This is a genomic window from Phenylobacterium sp. (genome assembly GCF_046290725.1).
Taxonomy (GTDB): Bacteria; Pseudomonadota; Alphaproteobacteria; order Caulobacterales; family Caulobacteraceae; genus Phenylobacterium.
Genome location: NZ_JBKBUH010000003.1, coordinates 284,871 through 309,302, shown reverse-complemented (window position 1 = coordinate 309,302; position 24,432 = coordinate 284,871). Strand labels below are relative to the sequence as shown.

General features: G+C 69.2%; 23 protein-coding genes. 6 read left to right on the top strand and 17 right to left on the bottom strand.

Features of this window, described 5'->3' with window-relative positions; all coding sequences use genetic code 11:
* Positions 1 to 2 precede the first annotated feature (2 nt).
* Both ACK41C_RS18355 and ACK41C_RS18350 read left to right on the top strand, forming a co-directional pair.
* Positions 3 to 974 carry a bile acid:sodium symporter family protein gene (locus ACK41C_RS18355; protein WP_409657346.1) on the top strand — a complete coding sequence of 324 codons (972 nt, stop codon included), beginning with the start codon at positions 3 to 5 and terminating at the stop codon, positions 972 to 974.
* Positions 975 to 977: 3 nt separating this feature from the next.
* Entirely contained in the window at positions 978 to 1,727 is a 750-nt protein-coding gene (locus tag ACK41C_RS18350) for an SDR family NAD(P)-dependent oxidoreductase (protein ID WP_409657343.1), read from the top strand.
* Here ACK41C_RS18350 and der read toward each other — a convergent pair.
* The 15 genes from der to ACK41C_RS18275 form a co-directional block, all read right to left on the bottom strand.
* On the bottom strand, positions 1,675 to 3,261 hold the full coding sequence (gene der / locus ACK41C_RS18345; protein WP_409657340.1) for a ribosome biogenesis GTPase Der: 1,587 nt from the start codon (positions 3,259 to 3,261) through the stop codon (positions 1,675 to 1,677). The two genes, ACK41C_RS18350 and der, sit on opposite strands and share 53 nt — an antisense overlap.
* Before the next feature lie 20 nt (positions 3,262 to 3,281).
* Positions 3,282 to 4,661 carry a PQQ-binding-like beta-propeller repeat protein gene (locus tag ACK41C_RS18340; RefSeq protein WP_409657337.1) on the bottom strand — a complete coding sequence of 460 codons (1,380 nt, stop codon included), beginning with the start codon at positions 4,659 to 4,661 and terminating at the stop codon, positions 3,282 to 3,284.
* Between the two features lie 5 nt (positions 4,662 to 4,666).
* A complete protein-coding gene (locus tag ACK41C_RS18335) occupies positions 4,667 to 5,401 on the bottom strand; it encodes a tetratricopeptide repeat protein (RefSeq protein ID WP_409657334.1) in 735 nt (244 codons plus the stop codon).
* 72 nt (positions 5,402 to 5,473) lie between these two features.
* Positions 5,474 to 6,766 carry a spinster family MFS transporter gene (locus ACK41C_RS18330; RefSeq protein WP_409657331.1) on the bottom strand — a complete coding sequence of 431 codons (1,293 nt, stop codon included), beginning with the start codon at positions 6,764 to 6,766 and terminating at the stop codon, positions 5,474 to 5,476.
* Positions 6,767 to 6,828: 62 nt separating this feature from the next.
* Positions 6,829 to 9,057, bottom strand: a complete 2,229-nt coding sequence (locus ACK41C_RS18325; protein WP_409657328.1) for a TonB-dependent receptor — start codon at positions 9,055 to 9,057, stop codon at positions 6,829 to 6,831.
* 170 nt (positions 9,058 to 9,227) lie between these two features.
* On the bottom strand, positions 9,228 to 9,920 hold the full coding sequence (locus tag ACK41C_RS18320) for a TetR/AcrR family transcriptional regulator (RefSeq protein WP_409657325.1): 693 nt from the start codon (positions 9,918 to 9,920) through the stop codon (positions 9,228 to 9,230).
* Positions 9,917 to 11,206, bottom strand: a complete 1,290-nt coding sequence (locus ACK41C_RS18315; protein WP_409657322.1) for a dicarboxylate/amino acid:cation symporter — start codon at positions 11,204 to 11,206, stop codon at positions 9,917 to 9,919. Before ACK41C_RS18315 ends, ACK41C_RS18320 begins: the two co-directional genes overlap by 4 nt.
* Positions 11,207 to 11,273: 67 nt before the next feature.
* Complete coding sequence (gene panB, locus ACK41C_RS18310) at positions 11,274 to 12,107, bottom strand: 3-methyl-2-oxobutanoate hydroxymethyltransferase (protein ID WP_409657319.1); 834 nt, start codon at positions 12,105 to 12,107, stop codon at positions 11,274 to 11,276.
* A gap of 3 nt (positions 12,108 to 12,110) precedes the next feature.
* The gene (locus ACK41C_RS18305) at positions 12,111 to 12,491 is read right to left on the bottom strand and encodes a hypothetical protein (protein WP_409657316.1); all 381 of its coding nucleotides are present in this window, start codon (positions 12,489 to 12,491) and stop codon (positions 12,111 to 12,113) included.
* Positions 12,484 to 13,071, bottom strand: a complete 588-nt coding sequence (locus tag ACK41C_RS18300; RefSeq protein ID WP_409657313.1) for an RNA polymerase sigma factor — start codon at positions 13,069 to 13,071, stop codon at positions 12,484 to 12,486. Before ACK41C_RS18300 ends, ACK41C_RS18305 begins: the two co-directional genes overlap by 8 nt.
* Positions 13,072 to 13,098: 27 nt before the next feature.
* On the bottom strand, positions 13,099 to 13,470 hold the full coding sequence (locus ACK41C_RS18295) for a DUF6249 domain-containing protein (RefSeq protein ID WP_409657310.1): 372 nt from the start codon (positions 13,468 to 13,470) through the stop codon (positions 13,099 to 13,101).
* A gap of 102 nt (positions 13,471 to 13,572) precedes the next feature.
* On the bottom strand, positions 13,573 to 13,878 hold the full coding sequence (locus ACK41C_RS18290) for a hypothetical protein (protein WP_409657308.1): 306 nt from the start codon (positions 13,876 to 13,878) through the stop codon (positions 13,573 to 13,575).
* Positions 13,868 to 14,407, bottom strand: a complete 540-nt coding sequence (locus ACK41C_RS18285; RefSeq protein ID WP_409657305.1) for an RNA polymerase sigma factor — start codon at positions 14,405 to 14,407, stop codon at positions 13,868 to 13,870. Before ACK41C_RS18285 ends, ACK41C_RS18290 begins: the two co-directional genes overlap by 11 nt.
* Positions 14,404 to 14,841 (bottom strand): hypothetical protein, encoded by a 438-nt coding sequence (locus ACK41C_RS18280; protein WP_409657302.1) that lies wholly within the window; start codon positions 14,839 to 14,841, stop codon positions 14,404 to 14,406. The genes ACK41C_RS18285 and ACK41C_RS18280 overlap by 4 nt, the downstream gene beginning before the upstream one ends.
* Positions 14,842 to 14,938: 97 nt before the next feature.
* Positions 14,939 to 15,292, bottom strand: a complete 354-nt coding sequence (locus tag ACK41C_RS18275) for an ArsC family reductase (protein ID WP_409657299.1) — start codon at positions 15,290 to 15,292, stop codon at positions 14,939 to 14,941.
* 146 nt (positions 15,293 to 15,438) lie between these two features.
* Here ACK41C_RS18275 and ACK41C_RS18270 point away from each other — a divergent pair, with 146 nt between their 5' ends.
* Both ACK41C_RS18270 and ACK41C_RS18265 read left to right on the top strand, forming a co-directional pair.
* On the top strand, positions 15,439 to 16,206 hold the full coding sequence (locus ACK41C_RS18270) for an SDR family NAD(P)-dependent oxidoreductase (protein ID WP_409657296.1): 768 nt from the start codon (positions 15,439 to 15,441) through the stop codon (positions 16,204 to 16,206).
* A gap of 168 nt (positions 16,207 to 16,374) precedes the next feature.
* On the top strand, positions 16,375 to 16,581 hold the full coding sequence (locus tag ACK41C_RS18265) for an alkylphosphonate utilization protein (RefSeq protein WP_409657457.1): 207 nt from the start codon (positions 16,375 to 16,377) through the stop codon (positions 16,579 to 16,581).
* Between the two features lie 9 nt (positions 16,582 to 16,590).
* Here the strand turns inward: ACK41C_RS18265 and ACK41C_RS18260 are convergent, their stop codons facing one another.
* On the bottom strand, positions 16,591 to 17,799 hold the full coding sequence (locus tag ACK41C_RS18260; protein WP_409657294.1) for an acyl-CoA dehydrogenase family protein: 1,209 nt from the start codon (positions 17,797 to 17,799) through the stop codon (positions 16,591 to 16,593).
* A 171-nt stretch (positions 17,800 to 17,970) separates the two neighbouring features.
* Positions 17,971 to 19,086, bottom strand: a complete 1,116-nt coding sequence (locus tag ACK41C_RS18255) for an alpha/beta fold hydrolase (RefSeq protein WP_409657291.1) — start codon at positions 19,084 to 19,086, stop codon at positions 17,971 to 17,973.
* A 398-nt stretch (positions 19,087 to 19,484) separates the two neighbouring features.
* Here ACK41C_RS18255 and ACK41C_RS18250 point away from each other — a divergent pair, with 398 nt between their 5' ends.
* Both ACK41C_RS18250 and katG read left to right on the top strand, forming a co-directional pair.
* Complete coding sequence (locus ACK41C_RS18250) at positions 19,485 to 22,022, top strand: TonB-dependent receptor (RefSeq protein ID WP_409657289.1); 2,538 nt, start codon at positions 19,485 to 19,487, stop codon at positions 22,020 to 22,022.
* A 146-nt stretch (positions 22,023 to 22,168) separates the two neighbouring features.
* Entirely contained in the window at positions 22,169 to 24,415 is a 2,247-nt protein-coding gene (gene katG, locus ACK41C_RS18245; protein WP_409657286.1) for a catalase/peroxidase HPI, read from the top strand.
* The last annotated feature ends 17 nt before the right edge of the window (positions 24,416 to 24,432 follow it).

The window sequence follows — 24,432 nt, the reverse complement described above, 5'->3', positions numbered from 1 at the left end:
CCGTGATCCGCCGCCTCCTCAAGACCCTCGGCCTCGACTGGTACATCGCCGCGATCGTGGGGATGGTGGTGCTGGCCTCGATCCTGCCCGCCCGCGGCGACGCCGCGCCCGTCGTGGCCACGGCGACCAAGATCGGGATCGGCCTCGTCTTCTTCCTGCATGGCGCCAAGCTCAGCCAGAAGGCGGTGATCGAAGGCCTGCTGCACTGGCGCCTGCACGGCGTGGTCTTCGCCATCACCTTCCTGGTGTGGCCGGCGCTGGGCCTCGGCGCGGCGAGCCTGCCGGCCTGGCTGGTTCCAGCCGCCCTCGCGCCGGGGGTGGTCTTCCTCGCCTGCCTGCCTTCCACCATTCAGTCGGCGATCGGCTTCACGGCGATCGCGCGCGGAAATGTGGCCGCCGCCGTCTGCGGCGCCTCGGCCTCCAACCTGCTCGGCATGGGCCTGACGCCCCTGCTCGCGGCCTTCCTTCTGGGCGCCGAAGGCGGCGGCCTCTCGCTCTCGTCCTTCGAGGCGATCCTGCTGCAGTTGCTGGCTCCGTTCGTGGCCGGCCAGGTCCTGCGCCGCTGGATCGGCGACTGGGTCACCCGCCACGGCAAGCGCCTGACGCTCGTGGACCGCGGCTCGATCCTGCTGGTGGTCTACAACGCTTTTTCCGGCGCCGTGGTGGCGGGGATCTGGTCGCAGGTCTCAGGCTTCGACCTCGCCCGCATCGTCGTGCTCTGCCTCGTCCTCCTGGCCCTCACGCTGGGGCTTTCGATTTGGATCGCCCGCGTCCGTGGGTTTTCCAAGGAAGACGAGATCGCCATGGCCTTCGCCGGCTGCAACAAGAGCCTGGCCTCCGGCGTGCCGATGGCCGGGGTTCTGTTCCCGGCCGCCACCGTGGGCTTCATCCTCCTGCCGGTGATGCTCTATCACCAGTTCCAATTGATGGTCTGCGCCGCCCTGGCGCAGCGCTACGCCAGACGAGACGCCTGACCCATGACCGAAGCCCTTCCCCTCGACGGCCGTATCGCCCTCGTCACCGGCGCCACGCGCGGCATCGGCAAGGCCGCGGCCCTGGCCTTGGCCGAGGCGGGGGCGCAGGTGGTCGCGACCGCCCGCACCCAGGGCGCGCTCGAGGCGCTCGACGACGAGATCCGCGCGCTGACCGGCAAACGCGCAAGCCTGATCCCCCTGGACCTCGCCGACGGCGCGAGCGTCGATGGGCTGGGCCTGGCCCTGCATCAGCGGTTCGGCCGGCTCGACATCCTGGTCCACGCCGCGGCCCAGCTCGGCGGCCTGTCGCCCATCTCCCACATCGACCCCAGCCACTGGGACAAGATCATGGCGGTGAACCTGGGGGCCAGCTTCCGGCTGATCCGCACCACCGAACGCCTGCTGAAGGCGTCCGAGGCCGGCCGCGCCATCTTCCTCACCTCCGGGCGCGTTGACCGACCCAAGGCGTTCTGGGGGCTCTACGGCGCCTCCAAGGCGGGACTGGAACACCTGGTCCGCACCTGGGCCGACGAGGTGGAGAACACCAGGATCCGCGCCGCCATCGTCGACCCGGGCGCCATGCGCACCAAGATGCGGGCCGAGGCCATGCCGGGCGAAGATCCCCTCACCCTGCCCGACCCGTCCGAGATCGGGCCGCTGTTCGTGGAGCTGGCGCAGGCCGAGCTCGGCCTGCCCAAGGTCACCGTCCGCTTTTCCGAGTGGAAGGCGTCCGGGACGCTCGCTTCGGCTTGACGCCAGGCCGGGCCAGCTTGGCCGCCCGCCCCTTCGGCGCGCCGGCCTTGGCCTTCTGCGGCTTGGGCTTGGGACCGGCCGAGGCGCCCGCCGCCTTGGCTCGCACGGCCGCGACACCCTTGGGCGCGGCCGGCTTCTTGGCGAGCTTCGGGGCTGCGCGCGGCGCGCCTGAGGAGGGCGCAGGCCCGCTCTTCTCCTCGCCCTCGGCGTAAGGGTTGCGGCTGGATTTCACCGTCAGGCGCATGGGCACGCCCGGCAGGTCGAAGGAATCCCGCAGCGAATGGATCAGATAGCGCCGGTAGTGGTCCGGCAGCTGGTCGGCGCGGGTGGCGAACATCACGAAGGTGGGCGGCCGGGCCTTGGTCTGGGCCATGTATTTCGGCTTCACCCGGCGCCCGTTCACCGCCGGCGGCGGGTGACGCTGGATGGCCATCTGCAGCCAGTCGTTCAGGTCGCGGGTCTTCACCTTGGTGGACCAGTCGGCGTGGGTCTTGAAGACCGCCGGCATCAGCCGGTCCAGGTGCCGCCCAGTCTCCGCCGAAAGCGCGATGACCGGCGCGCCGCGCACCTGCGGCAGGAGGCGGCTCGCCTGTTCGATCACCGCCTTGAGCGTCGCGCCCTGGTCCTCGATCAGGTCCCACTTGGTCAGGCAGAAGACCAGAGCCCGCCCTTCCCGCTCCACCAGGTCGGCGATCTGCAGGTCCTGGATCTCGAAAGGATGGGTGGCGTCCATCACCAGGATCACCACCTCGGCGAAGGTGATGGCGCGAATGGTGTCGGCGGTGGAAAGCTTCTCCAGCTTCTCCTGAACCTTGGCCCGGCGGCGCAGGCCCGCGGTGTCCACCAGGCGGACGGGACGTCCGTCCCAGGTCCAGTCCACGGGGATCGCGTCGCGGGTGATGCCGGCCTCGGGACCGGTCAGCAGCCGATCCTCGCCGATCAGCTTGTTCACCAGGGTCGACTTGCCGGCGTTTGGCCGTCCGACGATGGCGATGCGCACCGGCTTGTCGCCGAGTTCGGCTTCTTCCTCGGCGTCCTCGTCGGGCGAGACGGCCAGCAGGGCGGCGTAGAGATCGGCCAGGCCCTCCCCGTGCTCGGCGGAGATCGGGATCGGTTCGCCCAGGCCCAGGCCGAACGCCTCCATCACCCCGGCGTCGCCGATCTTGCCCTCGGCCTTGTTGGCGGCCAGCACCACCGGCTTGTCGTACTTGCGGACGATCTCGGCGAAAACCTCGTCCAGTTGGGTCACCCCTTCGCGCGCATCGACGACGAACAGCGCGACGTCGGCCTCGGCGATGGCCGCCTCGGTCTGCTGGCGCATCCGCGCCTCGAGGCTCTCGTCGGTCACGTCTTCGAAGCCGGCTGTGTCGATCAGCTCCAGGTCCAGGTCGCCGATCCGGCCGGTCCCATAGCGCCGGTCGCGGGTGACGCCGGGCCGGTCGTCGACGATGGCGAGCTTGCGGCCCGCCAGCCGGTTGAACAGGGTGGACTTGCCGACGTTCGGGCGTCCTACGATCGCAAGCCGCATGGGCATGACGCCATCCCCGCCGCGGCCTAGCGCAGCGCGATCAGTTGCGCCTGATCGGTCACCACATAGACGGTTCCGCCCGCAGCGATCGGGCCGATCAGGGTGGGCGCGCCGAGATTGATCGTGCGCTCCACCGCCCCCGTCTTCGGGTTCAGCACCACGAGTTCGCCGGTCGAGCCGGCCACTAGCAGTCGGTTAGAGACCAGAAGCGGGCTCGACCAGATCGGGCGGACCGAGAAGTGACGCGTCCCCAGGCCGAAGAAGCGGCCGCGACGGCTCTCGCGGCCTTCGCCGAGGTCGCGGATCCAGTAGATCTGGCCGCTCTCGCGCGCGGCGCAGATCACCTCGCCGGACTTGGAAACCACATAGACCACGTCGCCCGCGGGCCAGGGGGTGGTGATGCCCGTCACCGGCAGGCTCCAGCGCGGCTGGCCCGTGCGCAGGTCGGTGGCGGAGAAGACACCCGAGTGGCTGACGGCGAACACGTCGCCCTGATAGATGGCCGGCCGCCCGGGGATGTCGCGGATTTCGGAAAGCGCGTTGCTGCGGCTGGCCTGGGACAGCGCCTCGCTCCACAGGTCGTTGCCGTTGGCGGCCCGCAGGGCCACCAGTTCGCCCGATCCGAACGAAGCCACCACCGTGTCGCCCGACACCGCCGGGCTCGAAGCCTTGAGGATGCGGGCCGGCTCGGTCAGGGCCTGATAGGTCCAGCCGGCCTCGCCGGTGGCGGTGTCGAAGGTCAGAAGCGTATTGTCGATGGCGACCACGAAGGCCCGGCCGCCCGAGACGGTGGGGGCGGCGTGCAGCGGCTGCTCGGTGTTGGTGCGCCAGCCGACCGCGCCGGTGTTGGCGTCGAGCTGGGCCATGAAACGGTAGCCGGAGCTGACATAGAGCTTGCCGCCCGCCACGGCCAGGCCGCCGCCGAAGGCTTCGCGGTCGCGCCGGCCATCGGGCTTCAGATTAACGCTCCAGACCTGCGAACCCGACTGGGCGTCGAAGGCCGAGACGCGGGCCTCGCCGTCCATCACGAAGATCTTGCCGCCGGCGGCGACCGGCGGGGCGGTGACATGATGGCCGCCCTTGGAACCCTGACCGAAATCGCGACGCCAGACGACGGAGAGATTCCCGCCGCCCTCGGCGTGGCCCACCGCCTGCTCCAGATTGCCGCCCGGCACCGGCCACTCGCTCATCGGCGTAGGGGTGGGCAGGAAGAAGTCGGCGCCTTGCAGGGCCTCCGACACCTCCAGCTGCTGGCCGTCGGCGACGATGGCGATGCGCTCGCCCTCCGAGGCCACCTCCTGCGGCTCGTCGTCGCGCGAGAAGGGGTTGAAGCGGTTGACCGTCTGGCACCCGCCGATGGCCACGGCGGCCGTCAGGAGGAGGACGAACAGGCTGTTGCGGCGCATCGGCGTCATTGGGGTCCGGGAGCGGTCGGTTGGGGCTGGGGCTCGGGCGGCGGCAGGGCGGCGGCGGCCTTGGCCGCAGCGGCCACGGCCTTGCCGGAACCGGAGTCGATCAGGTCCTTGGCGGCGTTGGCGCGCTGGCGCTCGCCCTCGCCCGCGTCGGACATCAGGGAGATCACCGAGAACTCGCGCCGGGCGCCGGCCTCGTCGCCGGCGAGCAGCTTGGCGAAGGCCAGAGCCTCGCGGGCTTGGGCGCGATAGGGACGGCCCTCTTCCAGCAGCGGGTTCAAGCGGGACTCCAGATCCTTGTAGGGGGCCGTGTCCAGCAAGGCGAAGGCGGATTTGAGGCGGGCGGCGTCGCCGATCACGCGGGTGGGCGCAGCCTCGGCGGCCTCGTCGAACAGCTTCACGGCGCCGGCGACGTCGTTCTCCGCCAGGCGGACCCCGCCGAGGTGCTGCAGCGAGAGCGACTTGTAGGCGCGCGAGTTGGACTTGCCGACCTCGCCCCAGATCCGAATCGCCTCGTTCCGGTCGCCGGCGTTGAAGGCCTCGATGGCCGCGGCGTACTGTTCGGAGGCCGCCGCGTCGGTGCGGTCGCGATAGGCCTGCCAGCCCCAGACACCCAGGGCGACGATCAACGCCAGGATCAGGGCTCCGGCGACCCAGGGCAGCACCCTCAGCGCCAGGGCCTTATAGCGGGCCGAGCGAATCTGCTCCTCGACCTCTTCGAAAACGTCGGCCACGAACCGGGACTCCGCGAATGGCTTAGAGCGGCGGAACCTATAGCGCCGGGACGGCGCCTGCAACGCTCGCGGTCAGTCCACCCAGTCGTGCTTCAACCGCCGGGCGGCGATCGTGAAGAGCACGGCGCTGACCACATAGAAGGCCAGACCCGAATAGATGGCGTAGCGCAGGGCCTCGGCGCCGAAGCGGGGGGTTAGCAGGTCCGACACCGCCCCGAAGTAGTAGGTGCCCACCCCGAGGCCCAGCAGGTTGTTGACGAACAGGAAGCAGGCCGAGGCCGTCGAGCGCATCTGGGCCGGCACCAGGTGCTGCACGGCGTTGATCACCGGTCCCAGCCAGGCGAGATTGAGCCCCGTCGGGATCAGGAACAGGAAGAAGGCCAGCGTCAGCGAGGTGGTGTTGATGGCGAGCGCGAAGCACGGGAGGGCCAGCATGAATGCGCCGGCCGGCACCAGCAGGTAGGCCGCCTTGTTCTTCGCGCCGAGACGGTCGCCCAGCCACCCGCCCAGCCACACGCCGATCACGCCGCCCACCAGGGTGATGGCGCCCAGGAACAGCGATCGGTCGACCAGGCTCATGCCCAGGCTGCGTTCGAAGAAGGACGGCAGCCAGAAGGCCACGCCATATCCACAGATGGACGACGCGGCGGCCGCCAGCGAGATCAGCCAGAAGCTGGACTTGCGCAGCAGCATCGCGACCCCGCCCTTGGGCGGCGCCGGCGGCGCTTCCGGGATCGGCGCGCCCTCGACCTCGTCGGCCTGGCCGCGCCGGGGTTCGCGCACCACGATCCGGAAGATCGGCGCCAGGATCAGGCCCGCCAGCCCCACGAAGACGAAGGCCGCGCGCCAGTCGACCTTGGCGGCGATCAGCCCGCCGAACAGGATGCCCAGCGCGCTGCCGACGGGAATCCCGAACGAGAAGGCTGCGAGGGCCCGCGCCCTCTGTGCCTTGGGGAAGTAGTCCGAGATCAGGGAATAGGCCGGGGCCACGCCGCCGGCCTCGCCCACGCCCACGCCCATCCGGCAGAGGAAGAGCTGCCAGAACCCGCCCGCAAAGCCGCAGGCGGCGGTGAAGGCGCTCCAGGTGGCCAGCGCCCCGGTCATGATCCAGGTGCGGCTCCAGCGGTCGGCGAGCCAAGCGATGGGGATGCCGAGCCCGGTATAGAACAGGGCGAAGGCGAGGCCCCCCATCAGGCCCAGTTGGGAATCGGTGAGGCCCAGCTCCTGCTTGATGGGCCCGGCCAGGATTCCGAGGATCTGCCGGTCCAGGAAATTGAAGGTGTAGACGAGGATCAGGAGCGCCAGCACCGCATAGCGGTAGCCGCCCCCTGCCCGTCCGCTCTCACGCGCGACCGCTGCAACCATGGCCAAGCCTTACCCGAACCGGAACCAAAAAGCGCGGCCCGAAGGCCGCGCTCGTATTGCAGCTAGAAGCGGGCTTCCAGCGACAGGGTGACCGTCCGCGGCGGGCCGTAGAAGGCGGTGACGGAGTTGCCGAACAGCACGCCGGCCGATTGCGGGAAGTTGTAGCCGCCGACGCGATAGGTCTCGTCGCCCAGATTCTTGCCGTGCAGGCCGACGCGGTAGCGGTCGTCGGCCGAGTGCCAGACGAGGCTCGCATCCACCAGCCAGTAGGCCTCCTGATCCAGACGCGAAGGAACCTCGAACATCGAGAAATCGCCGCGGTAGGACGCGCTGGGAACGAACACCACCCGTCCGTGGTCGCCCATGTCATGGGTGTAGGTGAGGCTGACCGCGCCGGTCCACTCGGGGGTGTTCTGGAACACCCGGGAGTTGGCGAAGTCGCGGACCACCGGCGGCGTGGCGGTCAAGTCGAGCGCACGGTACTCGTCGAACTCGGCCTTGATGTAGCCGAGGGCGAAGTTCGCCGTCAGGCTGGGGGCGAGGAAGGCCGTCCCCTCCAGTTCGAAGCCGGACATGTGCGACTGGCCGACGTTCAGAACCTGGCTGGCGATGGACGCGCCGACAGGCGTCTGCAGGGTGACCTGCTGGTCCTTGTACTTGGCGTAGAAGGCTGCGGTGTTCAGCGACAGCCGACGGTCGAAGAAGAAACCCTTCAGGCCGGCTTCATAGGAGTCCACCGTCTCCGGTTCGTATCCGTCCCGGGAGGCCGGGGTCAGGATTTCGTCGGCCCGCATGTCGAAGCCGCCCGACTTGAAGCCCTGGCTGTAGGAGACATAGCCGGTCAGGTCGTCGGAGAACTCGTAGCGCAGCGAGACCCGCGGCGTGAACTTTTCGAACTCCTTCGAGCTGGTGAAGTTCGACCGCAGCAGGCCGGGGACGGCCAGGGTGTTTCCGAAGAGCGGGCTGCGAAGGCCGGTGAAGTTCTGCCGATAGACGCGGCCGAGCTTGTCGTCCTTCGTATAGCGTCCGCCCACCGAGAGGGTGAGCTGGTCGGTCAGGTCGTAGCTGACGTCGGCGAAGGCCGACCAGCTTTCGGTGTCCACGTGGCCGGCCGTGGCGATGGTGAGATTGGCCTGGGACACCACGGTGTCGAAGGCGCCGGCGGCGGTGGCGTTCAGGTAGTAGAGGCCGGCGACGGCCTGCATCCGCTCGCCGGTGTAGAGCAGCTGCAGTTCCTGGGTGAACTGGTGGTCGTTGTAGTGGGCCGGAATGTCGAGCAGTGCGGCCGGCAGGTTGTCGAAGTCGATGGTGCCGTTGGTCTCACCGGCGCGATAGGCGGTGATCGACTTGAGCGTCAGGGTGTCGGAAACGTCCCACTCGCCCAGCAACGACACGCCGCGCGCCTCGACGCGGTTGTAGTCGCCCGAACCGGCATAGGTGTCGTACACGCCGGCCGGCGGCGCCCCGCCGGCGATCGGATTGCCGAGGAAGTCCAGCGCCTGCACTTCCCGCCGGCCATGCCGGGGATTGGACTTGTCCTGCACCATGTCCCCCGACAGGCGGAAGAACAGGTTCTCGGCCGGCGACCACTCCAACGTGCCGCGGATGGCGCCGACGTCCTTGTTGTAGTGCTCGGCGCCGGTGAAGAGGTTGGAGCCGTAGCCGTCGCGGTCGAACTTCGCCCAGGTCAGGCCCAGTCCCACGGTGTCGGTGACCATGCCCTTGGCGGAGGCCACGAAGTCACGCTGGTTGTAGGAGCCGAAGGCGCCCTTGAAACGGAATTCCGGCTCGCCCTGGATCTTGGCGGTCACGTACTTCACCGCCCCGCCGATCGTGTTGCGGCCATAGAGGGTGCCCTGCGGCCCGCGCAGCACCTCGACCCGCTCGATGTCGAAGATGTCCAGCACCGCCGCCTGCGGCCGGGCGATATAGACGTCGTCCACATAGAGGCCGACGCCGGGCTCGAAGCCCCACAGCGGGTCCTGCTGGCCGACGCCGCGGATGAAGGAGATCAGGGTGGAGTTGGAGCCGCGGGCCACCTGCAGGGTCAGGTTCGGGACCTGCTGCTGCATGACGGTGATGTCGGCCGCGCCGGCCTGCTCCAGGCGCTCGGCCGTGACCGCCGTGACGGCGACCGGCACGTCCTTCAGGTTCTCTTCCCGGCGTCGTGCGGTGACCACCAGCTCTTCGACCGACGGGCCGCCGGCGTCATAGGTCTGGGCGACCGCCATGGTCGATGCGGCCGACCACGCCGCCCCCGCCAGGAGGGCCGCCTTGAACATGGATTGCATCTCGTATCCTCCCACGCGCCCGCCGCTTCGGGGCGAGGCCGCTTGATGAATTCACCATTAGGCGAATTTCGGCGCATGTGAGTCGATTTGCGGCCGCACCGCTAGGCGCCTGGCCGTGCTTTCGCACGGTTTTTAATCAGATGATGAAAAGGCGCCACAGTGGCGTGGCGTCAGGCTGGCTTGCGGATCACCGCTTCGAAGCCGGCGGCGCAATAGTCGAACAGCCGATCGCGCACCGCCTGCAGGTCGGTGGAGCGGCACAGCCCCTCGGAAAGCTGGTCGATGCGGCCCGTCTCCGAAAGGGTGAGCATCATCGAGCCGGTCAGGAACTGGTAGCACCAGTAGAGGTCGACGGCCCTCGACCCGGGCAGCGCCCGCTGCAGGGTGTCGATGAACTGGTGCACCACGGGATCGAAGAACCGGTGCATGGTCTCCCCGCCCCAGGCCGGGGTGTTGTTCACCAGGGCCACCAGCCGGAAATAGGCCTTCCAGCCGGGCTCTCCGCTCAAGGAACGGTCTATCAGCGGGCCGATGAAGGCCTCGACCACGCCGCGGGCGGTCATGGCCCCGGCATGGGCGGCCTCGTAGGCGGCCATGGCCTGAACCCGCTCGACGTTCAGGATCTCCGCGCGGCGGGCGAAGACCGCGTCGAACAGGTCCCGCTTGGCGCCGAAGTAATAGTGGATCAGGGCGGTATCCACGCCGGCCTCCGCCGCCACCTGCCGCGTGGTGACGCCATAGAAGCCGTGGCGGGAGAAGAGATCCTCGGCCGCGTCCAGGATCGCCTGGCGCAGGTCCGGCCCGTCGCCCTTGCGCCGGCGTCCGCGGCCTGCGGCGGGAGACCGCTGTTCGGTGCTGGTCATGACCCCGCCGCCATAGGCGCAGGCGCTTCGTCTGACAACTCGGGCGTCAGGCAGGTCACGGCGACGTCGGCCGTCACATTGCCCACCGTGCGAAAGATGTCGGGGATCACCTCCACCGCAAGGAGGATCGGCAGGAGCTCCAGCGGCACGCCCATGACGAGGCAGATGGGGCCCGTGGTGGTGAAGAAGGTGATCTGCCCCGGCAGGCCCACCGAAGCCAGGCTCACCACCGCCGCCACCATGACGCCGGCGATCAGGGCGGTGGGCTGAAGGGCGACGCCGAACAGGTGGGCGCTGTAGATCGCCACGCCCAGATTGGCCGCCGGGCTGGTGATGCGGAACAGCGACACGGCCATGGGCAGGATGAGCGCTCGGGTGCGTTCCGACACCCCCAGCTGGCGCGTCCCCTCCAGCATGGCCGGCAGGGAGGCTATGGACGACTGGGTGGAAAAGGCCACGGCCTGGGCAGGGATCACCGCGCGCGCGAAGGCCGCCAGCGGAACCCGCGCGACAAGGGCGAGGAGATAGGCGAGCAGCGTGATCGCCACGCACAGGCCGGAGAGCAGCAGGACATAGTGGCCGAGCGCCCCGGCCGCGCCGATCCCGGCCTGGGCGCCGACGGCGAGCGCCAGGGCGAACACCCCGACCGGAGCCGCCCACAGCACCCAGCGGACCAGCACCAGCATGGCCTGCTCCACGGCGCGGAAGAAGGCCAGCAGGCCGTCCCGCAACTCCGGCGCGATCCGTGTGGCCGCGAGGCCGAAGGCGAGCGCAAAGACGACAAGAGGCGCCATCGCCCCCTCCGCCGCCGCCGCGATGGGGTTCACCGGGATGAAGGCCCGGAGCCATGCGCCGAGCGTCGGGAATTCCGGAACGCGCTCCGCCGAAGCGCCGGCGGCGGCGCGCAGGCCGGCGGCGGCCTCGCCAGGCGCGGGCCAGACAGCGAGCACGGCGGGCAGCGCCATGGCGGCGAAGGCGGCCGACGCCAGCAGCAAGACCGCAAAGGTCCCCAGCGCCCGCCCCGCCGCCCCGCCGGCCTGGGCCGCGCCCGCCGCCGAGGCGGTCCCCACGATCAGCAGCGAAACGACCAGCGGCACGATGGTCATGCGCAGGGCGTCCAGCCAGGCCCCGCCGACCGGGCCGGCGAACGCCATGACGGGTTCCAAAGCCCCCTCGCCTCGCCCGGCGAGGAAAGCCCCGGCCCCGAGGCCCAGAATCAGGGCTGCGAGGATCCGCAGGGTCGAGTGGGACGCCGCGGCGCGGAAGGCGGAGCTCGGTGGGGCCATCGCCCCAACCTAGAGCGGCGACGCCTCACAGGGGAACACGCAATCGCTCAAAGGCGGGCGCTGGCGCCTAAGTGTTCGCCGCCTTGGCGAAATAGATCTCCGCGGGACCGGGGAAGCGTCGCGCGCGCACGTCCTCGGCATAGGCGCCCACCGCCGCGTCGATCTGCCGGCGCAGGTCGCCGTAGCGGCGGACGAACTTGGGCGTCCAGTCGAACAGACCCAGCATGTCGTCGGTGACCAGGATTTGGCCGTCGCATCCCGCCGAGGCGCCGATTCCGATGGTGGGCGCCGCGATCGCGTCGGTGATCTCGCGGGCCAGGCCTTCGGCCACGCCCTCCACGACGACGGCGAAGGCCCCGGCGCGCGCCGTGGCCTTGGCCTCTTCCAGGATGCGCACGCGCTCGTCGTTGGCCTTCCCCTTGGCCTTGAAGCCGCCGTCCACCAGCACCGACTGGGGTCGCAGGCCGACGTGGCCCATCACCGGGATGCCGCGCTTGACCAGGTATTCGATGGTGTCGACGACGGTCGGGCCGCTCTCCACCTTCACCGCCTGGGCGCCGGTCTCCTTCATGACGCGCGCGGCGTTGGCGTAGGCCTCTTCCGGCGCGCCCTCGTAGGAGCCGAAGGGCATGTCGATCACCACCATGGCGCGCCGCGCGGTTCGCATGACCGCCTGACCATGCAGGATCATCATATCCAGCGTCACGCCCACAGTGTTGGGCAGGCCGTGCACCACCATGCCGACGGAATCGCCCACCAGCAGCAGGTCGCAGTGGGCGTCCAGGATCTCGGCCATGGGCGCGGTGTAGGCGGTCAGACAGACGATCGGCTCGCCTCCCTTGCGGGCGGCGATGTCGGGGGCGGCGAGCCGCCGAACCGTCTCCTGGCGCTGGGACGACATGGATCAGATCTCCTCAAGAACGCGAGTCAGCACAAAACCCAGGGCCAGGACGGCCATGCCGCCGGCCAGCCACACCACCGAGGATCCGGCCGGCAGGGCCGAGAGCACGTCCAGCCTCGGCGACCATTCGGCCAGGCTGGCGCGCACGAGCTGGGTGGACCCGGCCGAAGCCGCCTCCACCTGCCCCACGAAGTTCGACATCACAAGCTGGCTGGCGCCGACCACGCCGCCGATCAGGCCCGCAGCGCCGATAAGCCAGCGCCGGAGCATCCAGCCCCGGTCCAGCTTACGCTCCACCGCTTCGGCGAAAGCCGCCTCGTCCGGCAGGACGGGCGCTTCGGAGAACAGTCGCTCGAGATGGCGCTCGAAATCGAGGTCAGCCATTGCCGCGCCTTCCTTCCAGAGCAACGCCCGCAGGCGCCGCCAGTCGCGTTCTGAGCTTATCCAGACCACGTTTGACATGGGATTTGACCGTTCCAAGCGGCAGGTTCAAGGCTTCGGCCGCCTCGGCGTGCGATACGCCCGCCCCGTAGCAGAGCGAGACGCAGAGGCGCTCGGCGGGGCTCAGGGTCTTCAGGGCTTCGTCCAGGTCGATCCGGGCCGCCGCGTCAGGCTGCGGGGCCGCCTCGCCCTCGTCGGCCGCCGCTTCCGCCGCCAGGGCTGCGATCCGTCGCTCCCGCTGGAGCCTGCGGAGATAGAGCCGGGCGGCGATCTTCTTGATCCAGGCGGCGAACGTCCCCTCACCCCGGAACTCGGCCACCCGTTCGAAACCGGCCAGGAAGGCGTCCTGCGCCAGGTCGTCCGCCTCGGCCGCCGCGGCGCCCATTCGGCGTAGGAGCGCACGAACCGCCGAGCCGTGCCGGCGGGCGAGCTCGCCGAAGGCTGCGCGGTCGCCGGTGGCCGCAACGGCCGCCAGTTCGACGTCGTGCAAGCCTGCGAGGCGTGTGTTGCGTGAGCCCGTCATCGGGGCTGTCTCCCCCTCCCTGGAGGCTCAGTTCTTGCCGCGGCCGAGGATGTAGAGAACCACCAGCGCCAGGCCGATGAAGCCGGGAAAGGCGGCGATGCCCAGCATCGGCAGCAGGGCGTCGGGCTCTTCGAAGCTGACCGCGAAGCCCAGGGCGGCGAAGCCGACCGCCACGCCGAGCCAGACCACGCCGGCCCGCAGGTCGCGCTGCGGCGAGGGCGGCGCCTTCACATCGCTGGTCAGGGCCTCGATGACCTCGGGCGGCAGCTGGGCGCCCTTCTCGATGGAGGCGCGCAGGGTCTCCTGCAGCTTCATCCGTTCCTGGGCCTTCAGGTACCGCGGCACGATGACGATCGCCGCGATCATCGCGAAGAACGCGAGAGGGATCAGAATTTCCATGATCTTCCTTTTCTCAATCCGACGGGCGTCGTTGCGCCCCGTTCGAAAGGAAAGAGGCGCCGCATCCGGCCTACGGATGCAAGGATTCTCGTGAATTCTTCGTCATGTGCGATCTCCCGCCCCGAAGAAGAGCCGGCCGGTGAGCATCAGGCTGAGGCCCATGGTGAGCGCCAGGGCCGCCGCGGCGGGCGCCAGACCCTCGCCCAGGGCCTCCAGGGCGGGCGCCAAGGCCGGCCAGGCGGTCGCCAGCAGCCATCCGCCCGCAGCCGAAGCCGCAGCGAGCACTCCAAGGTCCCGCCGCAGGCGACGGCGCGCGAGCCGCGCCATCAGTTCGGCCTGGAACGCCGGATCCCGCGCCGGCGGCTCGGCGGCGGCGAAGAACGCGGCGAGCTTGGCGTCATTGTTCATCTTCGGGTCCTCCCAAGGCGCGCAGGAGACGCGCGCGTCCACGGGTCACGTGCGACTTCACCGTGCCGAGCGGCAGGTCGAGCGCTTCGGCCGCCTCGGCATGGCTGAAATCGGCGGCCAAGCATAGGGCGACGGCGGCGCGCTGCTCCAGGGGCAGTTCGGCCATGGCCTGCTCCAGGGCCAGCCGTTCGGCGGCAGGCAAGGGGCCGGAATGCTCGCCGGCGCTCTGATAGGCCGCCTCCCGCGCCGCCGAGCGCCGGCGCGAACGTAACTCCGTCAGGCACTTGTTGTAGCCGACGCCGCACAGCCAGGCCCGAACGTTGGCGCCGGGCCGAAGCCGGTCGAGCCGCTCCCAGGCGAGGAGAAAGGTCTCCTGCGCCAGGTCGTCGGCCAGCGCCCAGTCGCCGCAGGCCCGCCGGAGGAAGGCGCGCAGCGCCTGCTGGTGCCGGTCCACCAGCCGCGCGAAGGCCGCGGCCGAACCAGCCCGGGCGTCCCGGACCAGAGCCTCGTCCACGGCCTGTGGGGTCATCGGTCGCGGAAGCGCGACGAGAGCAGGGCCGCCAGCAAGGTGGCCACCGCGATGCAGGTGAGGATCAGGGCCACCAGCCGGAAGGGCCCCTCGGTGCCCGGCAGCCAGGCATATTCCGCCGCCACCCAGAAGGCGCCCGCCAGGAAGCCGGTGAAGATCGCCGTGCGCAGGTCGTCCCGATAGTAGCGGCGGCGATAGTAACGCCGGCGATAGCGCCGCGACGGTCCCATCCCCGTCCAGTCTTCCTCGTCCTGGTCCTCCTCGATCCGGCGGACCAACTCGGCCGGCGGCTCCTTGCCCTGGGCGGCATAGGACTTGATGAGGTCGAGGGTGTCCCTGGACCGGCGATAGGCCAGCCAGCGGTCCCAGGCGCCGTAGACGAACGCCCCCAGCGGGAACAGCAGCCACCAGTAGCTGCGGAACAGGTCTTCCATGAGCCTCGGCTCCTTCGCGGTCGGCGGGGAGCCCTCTCCCCGTCCCTTCACACGCTATTCGCCGCAGCTTCGCCGCTTGGATGCAGCCTGGCGCGGATTATTTCGCGAAGGCCGCCGCGTACCGTTCGGGCTTGAAGCCGACCAGCAGTTCGCCGCCCGCCTCCAGCACCGGCCGCTTGATCATCGAGGGCTGCTCCAGCATCAGCGCGATCGCCTTCTCGCGGTCGAGCCCGGCCTTGCGGTCCTCCGGCAGCTTGCGGAAGGTGGTGCCCGCGCGGTTGAGCAGGGTCTCCCAGCCGACGCGATCGGCCCAGGCCTCCAGCCGCGCCCGATCCGCGCCCTCGACCTTGTAGTCGTGGAAGTCATAGGCCAGCCCCTGAGCGTCGAGCCAGGCGCGGGCCTTCTTCATCGTGTCGCAGGCCTTGATGCCGTAGATGGCGAGGTCCGCCATGTCCCCTCCTCCGAAGCGGGGAGAATCCCCACGGCTGTTCCGATAGCGCATCTCGACGGGCGTTGTGACCGCCTCGCCGGTTGACCGAGCGCAAGGCTCCCCCGGCCTCGGCCGGCCAGAATGGGCGCCGGAAAGGGAGCGGAACCATGGATAGGCTCAAAGGAAAGGTCGCCGTCGTCACGGGCGCCGGGCTCGGCCTCGGTCGCGCCACGGCCCTGCGCATGGCCGAGGAAGGCGCCGCGGTGGCTGTGCTGGACATGCTGGAGGCCGAAGGCGCCGCCGTCGCCCAGGAGATCGAAGCCGCCGGCGGGCGGGCGCGGTCCTGGCGCTGCGACGTCTCGAACGAGACGCAGGTGGCGAAGGTGATCGGCGAGGCCGCCGCCCATTTCGGCCGCATCGACGTGCTGGTGAACAACGCCGGCGTCTCCGGCGCCAACAAGCCCACCCACGAGATCACCGAGGCGGAATGGGACTTCGTCCAGGCGATCAACGTCAAGGGCGTGTTCTTCTGCACCAAGCACGCCATCCCGCATCTCAAAGCGGCCGGCGGCGGCGCCATCGTCAACCTGTCCTCGATCTATGGCCTGGTCGGGGCGCCGGACGTGCCGCCCTATCACGCCTCCAAGGGCGCGGTGCGGCTGATGACCAAGACCGACGCCCTGCTCTATGCGGCCGACAAGATCCGGGTGAACTCGATCCACCCGGGCTTCATCTGGACGCCGATGGTGGAGCATCACCTGGAGGCGCTGGGAGACCTCGACGAGGGCCGCAAGGCCACCGACGCCCTGCACCCGCTCGGTCACATCGGCGAGCCGGACGACATCGCGTGGGGCGCGGTCTATCTGGCCTCCGACGAGGCGAAGTTCGTCACCGGCGCTGAACTGGTCATCGACGGCGGCTACACCGCACGGTGAAGCCGGGCTGGCGCGGAACCACCGGAAGCCCTAAGCCACCCGCAGAATCGACAGGAGCACGGGATGAGCGCGGGCGGCGACGAGGACTTCGTCTATGACGAGGCGACCGGCGAATGGATCGCCGCCGCCGAAGCCGCCGCCAAGGCGGCCGCGGCCAGCCAGGTCGAGGTGCGCGACGCGCTCGCCAATCTCCTAGCCGATGGCGACAGCGTGACCCTGGTCAAGGACCTGAAGGTCAAGGGCGCCAACCAGACCTTGAAACGCGGCACGGTGATCCGGTCGATCCGCCTGACCGGCGACGAGCAGGAGATCGACTGCCGCTACGAGGGGATCAAGGGGCTCGTCCTGCGCGCCGAGTTCGTCAAGAAGGTCTGAGCGGCGCCGTCAGGTGGAGCCAGTGGAGTCCGGAAGGCCGAGGATCCGCTTGGAGATGATGTTGTTCTGGATCTCGAACGAGCCGCCGTAGATCGACATCGCCTTGCCCGACAGCCAGCCGCGCACCGCCTCCAGCTCCTCGCGGGTGAAGTCCTCGCCGTCCCAGCCCAGGCCCTGATGGCCCATGATCTCCAGCATCAGCTCCGCCCGGGTCTGGGCCACATGGGTGGCCGAGTTCTTGAGCACCGAGGCGGCGTTGCTGGCCCCTTCCTTCGCCTCGGCGGCTGCGCGCGCCAGCGTCAGGCCGTGGACCTTGGCGTCCATCTGCTGGCGGATCACCCGCGTCCGCAGGTCCGGATCGGCGATGCGGCCGGCGGCGTCTGCGCCCGCGTAGCGCTTGGCGAGGTCGGCCAGCGCGACGGCCGAACCGCCGCCGCCCGGACCGCGATCGCCCGTCTGACTGGCCCGTTCGTGCTGCAGCAGGCGCTTGCCCACCGTCCAGCCGCGGTTCAGCTCGCCCAGGATCGCATCCTTCGGCGCCGTCGCGTCGGTGAAGAAGGTCTCGCAGAACGGCGAGGCGCCCGCGATCAGCTTGATCGGCCGGGTCTCGATCGCCGGCTGATGCATGTCGATCAGGATGAAGCTGATGCCGTCGTGCTTCTTGGCCGTAGGGTCGGTGCGCACCAGGGCGCCGCACCAGTCGGAATATTGCGCGCCGGACGTCCAGATCTTGCTGCCGTTGATCTGCCAGTGGTCGCCGGCGTCCTCACAGCGCATCTGCAGGGAGGCCAGGTCCGAACCGGCGTTGGGCTCGGAATAGCCGACGCACCACTGCACCTCGCCCCGGACGATGGGCGGGATGTGCTGCTGCTTCTGCGCCTCGGTCCCGTAGTCGAGGATGGTCGGGCCGATCATGGTCACGCCCATGCCGAACATCAGCGGATTGAAGGCCCCGATCCGCCCCATCTCCTGCTGCAGCACCCGCGCCTGAGCACGCGAGAGCCCGCCGCCGCCGTATTCCTTCGGCCAGGTGGGCGTCGCCCACCCCTTCTCGCCGATGGCCCGGCGCCAGGTCGCGAGGTCGGCGTCCTGGAAGGTGATCTCGGCCATGGCCAGACCGCCCTTGCCTTTCAGGGCCGGGGGGAAATTGGCTTCCAGCCACGCGCGCGCCTCGGCGCGAAACGCCTCGAGTTCCAGATTGCCCGTATCGTCCGCCACCAGGGCCTCCGTTCGCCTCACTTCAGGGGGCCGTTCACCGCCTGAATCTCACTTCGCCCAAACCCAGCACGCCCGACGCTGGGTCAAGCAAGCCTTGGCGCCGGGTAGCTTGCAGATCGCGGGGAGCGCCGTGGGTTGGCATGGGCCGCGGGCCGTTCCCCGCCAGCGCCGTCACGGCGCCAAGTTCTCGGCGCGGACGGCCATCGGCCGTGCGATCTGAACGAGCGTGACGAGGACCTTCCCCGGCTCCTCGGCCATCACCTCGTGGCCTGAGTTCTCGAACCACACGAAGTGCTTTTGCGGCGCCCGCACGGTCTCGAACCATTCATGGGCGACATAGGAGTTCACCGTCCGATCGTGCCGCCCTGCCAGGATGATGAGCGGGCATCGCAGGCTGGTGACATGGCGAAGGTCCATGCTCAGGACGGGGCTGAACAGGAATTCCCGCGAGAAGTTGTTGCCCTCGTAGATCCGCGGCGCTTCGTCGTCGCTGTAGTCCGGGGATAGGCGGGCGGCCACGCCGTCAACCTGCCTCGTCCTGTAGGCCATGACCCCGCCGTAGTAGTCGGACCAACGGCGCTGGATCACCACCTCTTCCAGCGGGATGGGTTCGTCGCCCTCGGCGTAGGGCGCGATAGATTCAAGCTGGGCCACCGCCTCGGCATTGCCCGCCTCCCGCGCGGCGGCCAAGGCGAAAGCGTAGCCGCGACGCTCGCTTTCCCGGATGTCCGTGGCCTGGCCCATCCCGATATAGGCGTGCAGCCACTCCGGCCGGCGGCGGGCGACCTCGAGGCCCACGAAGCTTCCCCAGGAGGTGCCCAGGAGAAACAGCTTCTCCTTGCCCATCTCGGCCCTCAGCCAGGCGACCAGCTCCTCCGCATCGTCGACGAACCGCTCGGGCTTCATCGTCGGAGCCACCGCCTGCGGGTCGTTGATCAGATGGGTCTTTCCGGCCCCCCGCTGATCCCAATGGACGACGGTGAAGTATTCTTCGAGCGCGCGGGTGTTCCACCAGGCGATCGGCGTCATCGGAAAGCCCGGCCCGCCGTGGACGATCAGAAGCACCGGATTTCGGCGGTCGGCGCCGCGGATGCTGACGAACTGTTCGATCCCGCCGATGCGGACGGTCGTGTTCCGCTCGATCCCATTCGGCGTCACGATCCGCCGCAGTTCCTGCACGACAGCGGTCGCCTCGGCGCGGTTCCTGGGCTTCGGCTCTTCCGCGCCCAGGGCGGGCGTGGCCAACAGCAGGGTCGCCATGGCGAACATAACAAGCCTGGCGCGCATGGGCCGCTCCTAAGTGGTTGGGGCCGTCCATCCGACGCAGCTCACAAAGGAGTCGACAGGGACAGCGACGGCCAAAGAATTGCCTGCTCACCACCGCTCGTTGCAAGACCAATTCGGCCGCGCCTGCGGGATCGGGCGGCGGCCAATCGGGCCCTTCGATCACTCGCCCGATCTGGTCCTCGCCTTGCATTCGGAAGGGCTTCATCCGACGCCGTTCGGACACATCAAGCATTCGTCGCGGCCAGAGGCCGATCGTCGTCACAATACTGAGATCTATCCTTCGACAAAACTTCACTAGTCACGCTCCGGGGGCGTGCTTAGGCAAGCCGCCATTCGCCGTGAGGGACGGGCGCGCACCAAGCGGCGCTTCGTCCGAACGGCCCTGGGGGACCGTCGAAATGAGAAGATCCATCTATCTGGCGTTCTGCGCGCTGGCGCCGCTCGCCTACGCCCTTCCCGCCCATGCAGACGATGCAGCTGCGGTCGAAGAACTGGTCGTAACCGCCTCGATCCTCGCCCAGAACCAGCGGGCCCTCGAACAGCAGAAGGCGGCCGACAACATCGTGGACGTGGTGGCCTCCGACGCGATCGGCCGTTTCCCGGACCCGAACGTGGCCGAGGCGCTGCAGCGCCTGCCGGGCGTCGGCGTGGAACGCGACCAGGGCGAAGGCCGCTACGTGAACCTCCGCGGCGCCCCGGCGGCCTTCTCCTCGGTCACCGTCAACGGCGTCTCCCTGCCCTCGCAGGAAGCCGGCTCCCGGGCGGTCAGCCTCGACACCCTTCCGGCCGATCTGGTCAGCAAGATCGAGGTCTCCAAGACCCTGCGCCCCGATCAGGAGGCGGACTCGATCTCCGGCGCGATCAACCTGGTCACCCGCTCGGCCTTCGACGGCAAGGGCCGCTCGATTTCGGGCCTGATCGGCGGGAGCTATAACGACTACGGCGGCCGCGACGAGCGCTACGTCCTCACCGCGTCGGACGTGTTCGGCGAGCGGGACCAGTTCGGCGCCGTGGTCTCGGCCAGCTATTCGCGCACCGACCGCAAGCCGGAGAACGTCGAAACCGGCTGGACCCGCCTGACCCGGCCGGAAGGCGGCGAGATCTTCGGCGTCGCCGAGAATCTGTTCAAGGACTACGACACGATCCGCGACCGCACCTCGATCGCCGGTTCGCTGGAGTGGCGGCCCGACGACGCCACCCAGCTCTATCTGCGCGGCAACGTGGCCAAGTATGAGGACGACGAGATCCGTAACATGCTGCGGATCCTCTACACCGACGGCGGCGTGCTGCAGCCGGGGGCGACGGACAGCCGGGCGACCTTCACCAACACCCGCCTGGAAAAGCAGATCCGCCATCGCGTGCAGCGCAACGAGGTGAAGACCGTCGAGCTGGGCGGCGCCCGCGACTTCGGCGGCTTCAAGGCCGACTTCCAGATCGCCCGCACCACGTCCGACCAGACCTATCCGCATCGGGACGAGCTGCTCTGGCGCTCTTCGCTGCGGCCGACCCTCAGCTACGACTACGCCGACGCCGACCAGCCCTCCCTGTCTCTGTTCAACACCAACGAGCACCTGAACGCGGGCGCCTTCGCGTTCCGCGAGAACACCTTCCGCTCCAACACCACCTCGCAGGAGGAACTGCAGTTCCGCGCCAATGTGGCGTTCGAGAACGAGGTCTTCGGGGCGCCCGCGGCCTGGCGCTTCGGGATCAGCCACCGCAAGCTCGACGTCACGGCCGACGAGGAGCGCTGGCGCGACCGCGCGGCCTCTGCGGCCCCGACGGGCGGCCTGACCGCCTATCTGAGCGGCGAGGAGTCCAGCAACTACGGCTACGTCCTCGGCTACAAGCAGGACGCCGACCTGGCCAAGGCCTATTTCGCCGAGCGCCGCGCCCTGCGATCGGACGCCACGCGGCGCCTGGAGCAGTCGATCACCGCCGACTACGCCGTGGTGGAGAAGATCACCGGCCTCTACGGGATGGCCGACCTCGACTTCGGCGCCACCAACGTGCTGGCCGGCCTGCGCATCGAGACGACGGACTTCTCCGGCTCGGCCAACCGCTTCAACGCCAACACCGGGGTGATCACGCCCACCCAGACCAGCAAGGATGACACCCAGGTCTTCCCGAACCTGACCCTGCGGCACGAATTCTCCGATCGGCTGATCGGCCGCGTCGCCCTGACCCGGGGGATCAACCGCCCGAACCATGTCGACATGGTCCCCCGCATCACCGAGAACCAGGACGGGGCGATCCTCCGCGTCAGCCAGGGCAATCCGGACCTGGACCCGACGCTGTCCAACAACTTCGACGCCGGCCTGCACTACTTCCTGCCCCGGTTCGGCGTCATCGGCGCGAACGTCTTCTACAAGGACCTGCAGGACTATCGGTACGACCTGACGCTCACCGGCTCCTACAACGGCGCGGTCGCCCAGATCACCCGGCCGGAGACCGCGCCGGAGGGGCATATCGTCGGGATCGAGATCGACTGGCGCCAGCAGTTCGACTTCCTGCCGGGGCCGGCGTCGAACCTCGGCATCCTGGCCAACGCGACCTTCACCGACGCCGAGATCAAGCTGGGGCGCACCTATGCCGGGCGCTCGGTGTTCCCCCTGCCGGGGCAGTCGGACACCTCGTACAACATCGCGCTCTTCTATGACGACGGCGCGCTGAACGCCCGCCTGTCCTACACCAAGCGCAGCGACTACCTGAACGAGATCAACGCCGACGACAGCGGGCTGGACCTCTATTGGGAAGGCCGAGGCCAGCTCGACTTCACCGCCGGCTATTCGTTCGCAGGCGGCAAGTACGAGGCGTTCGTGGAGGCCAAGAACCTCTCCAACACGCCCGGCGTTCGCTACTACGGGAGCCGCGAGCGCACCTACGAATACGAGAAGTTCGGCTACTCCGTCTTCATGGGGCTGCGCTTCCGCATGTGATCCTGAGCCGGTCGCCGGCCCAAGGGTCGGCGGCCGAGCCTCACGGGGCTCGTATAGATTCCCCCATTGGACCCCATAGGTTCTTTCATTTTGTCAAGGTCGCGAAAGCCGGCCTAGGCTTTCGGCCAGACAAGAGGAGGAACGCCATGGACGATGCGAGCCCGCTGAGCAATCCCGCCAAGGAACCTGCGGCCCTGCGGACGCTGCTGGGACGGACGAACCGCGACTGGTGGCCAAACCAGCTGTCCCTGGAAATCCTCCACCAGCACGGCTTGCACGGCAATCCGATGGGCGACGACTTCGACTACGCCCAAGCGTTCCAGACGCTCGACTATTTTGCGGTCAAGGAGGACCTGAAGGCCCTGATGACCGACAGCCAGCCCTGGTGGCCGGCGGACTACGGCCACTATGGCCCCTTCTTCATCCGCATGGCCTGGCACAGCGCCGGCACCTATCGCACGGGCGACGGACGGGGCGGCGCCAACTCGGGCAACCAGCGGTTCGCCCCTCTGAACAGCTGGCCGGACAACGCCAACCTCGACAAGGCCCGCCGGCTGCTCTGGCCGATCAAGAAGAAGTACGGCGCCAAGCTCTCCTGGGCCGACCTGATGATCATGGCGGGCAATGTCGCCTTCGAATCCATGGGCGCGCCGGTGTTCGGCTTCGGCGGCGGCCGGGCCGACATCTTCGAGCCGGAGAAGGACATCTACTGGGGCACCGAAGAGCAGTGGGTCGGCCACGAAGGCAACCTGACGCGCCTCGACGAGGATGCCGGCCGGGCGCTGGAAGATCCTCTGGCCGCCATCCAGATGGGCCTGATCTACGTGAACCCGGAAGGCCCGGGCGGCGACCCTGATCCGCTGAAGTCGGCCCGCGACATCCGCATCACCTTCGCCCGCATGGGCATGAACGACGAGGAGACGCTTGCCCTGACCGCCGGCGGCCACACCTTCGGCAAGTGCCATGGCGCCGGAGACGCCTCCAAGGTGGGCGCGGAGCCTGAAGGCGCCGACATCGCCCAGCAGGGCCTGGGCTGGACCAGCAGCCACGAGAGCGGGCTTGGGGACCACACCATCACGTCCGGCCTGGAGGGTCCCTGGACGCCCACGCCCACCAAGTGGTCCATGGCCTATTTCCACATGCTGCTCGACTATGATTACGAGCTGGTGCGGAGCCCGGCCGGGGCCAAGCAATGGCAGCCCAAGAACCAGAAGCCGGAAGACATGGCGCCGGGCGCCCACAGCCCCGATCGCCGCGTGCCGACGATGATGACGACGGCCGACCTGGCCTTCAAGATGGATCCCAAGTACCGCGAGATCGCCGAGCGGTTCCGCGACAATCCGGACCAGTTCGCCGACGCCTTCGCCCGCGCCTGGTTCAAGCTGTGCCACCGCGACATGGGACCCAGGGCCCGCTACCTCGGCCCCGAAGTGCCGAAAGAGGACCTGATCTGGCAGGACCCGGTCCCGCCGGTCGAGCATCCGCTGGTGGACGCTGCGGACATCAAGGCTTTGAAGGCCAAGCTGCTCGACAGCGGCCTGTCGGTGGCCGACCTGGTCCGCACCGCCTGGGCCTCGGCGGCCACCTATCGCGGCTCCGATCACCGCGGCGGGGCCAACGGCGCGCGCATCCGCCTGGCCCCGCAGAAGGACTGGGAGGTCAACGAGCCCGAGAAGCTGGCCCGGGTGCTGGCGACGCTGGAGAAGATCAAGGCCGACTTCGACGCCTCCGCCTCGGGCGGCAAGAAGATCTCGCTGGCCGACCTTATCGTGCTGGGCGGTTCGGCGGGGATCGAGAAGGCGGCCCGTGACGCCGGCCGCGAGATCGAAGTCCCCTTCGTTCCCGGCCGCACCGACGCCAGCGCCGAGCAGACCGATGCCGAGAGCTTCGAGGTGCTCGAACCCAAGGCCGACGGCTTCCGCAACTACCTGCAGGTGCGGTTCAGCGTGCCTACCGAGGAACTGCTGGTCGACCGCTCGCAGCTTCTGGGGCTCAGCGCGCCGCAGATGACGGCGCTGGTCGGGGGTCTGCGCGTGCTCGGCGTCAACCACGGCGGGTCCAAGGACGGGGTCTTCACCGACCGTCCCGGCCAACTCACCAACGACTTCTTCGTCAATCTGCTCGACATGGGCACGGCGTGGAAGCAGGTGGACGATCACGCCGACGATCTCTTCGTCGGCACGTGCCGGAAGACCAGCGAGCAGAAGTGGACGGCGACGCGGACCGACCTCGTCTTCGGCTCCAATTCCCAGCTGCGGGCCATCTCGGAGGTCTACGCCGCCGACGATGCGGGCGAGAAGTTCGTCAAGGACTTCGTCGCCGCCTGGACCAAGGTGATGAACGCCGACCGCTTCGACCTGCCCCGCGCCGCGCGGCTGGGCCGGGCGGCCTGACGGAAGCGCACGCCCCT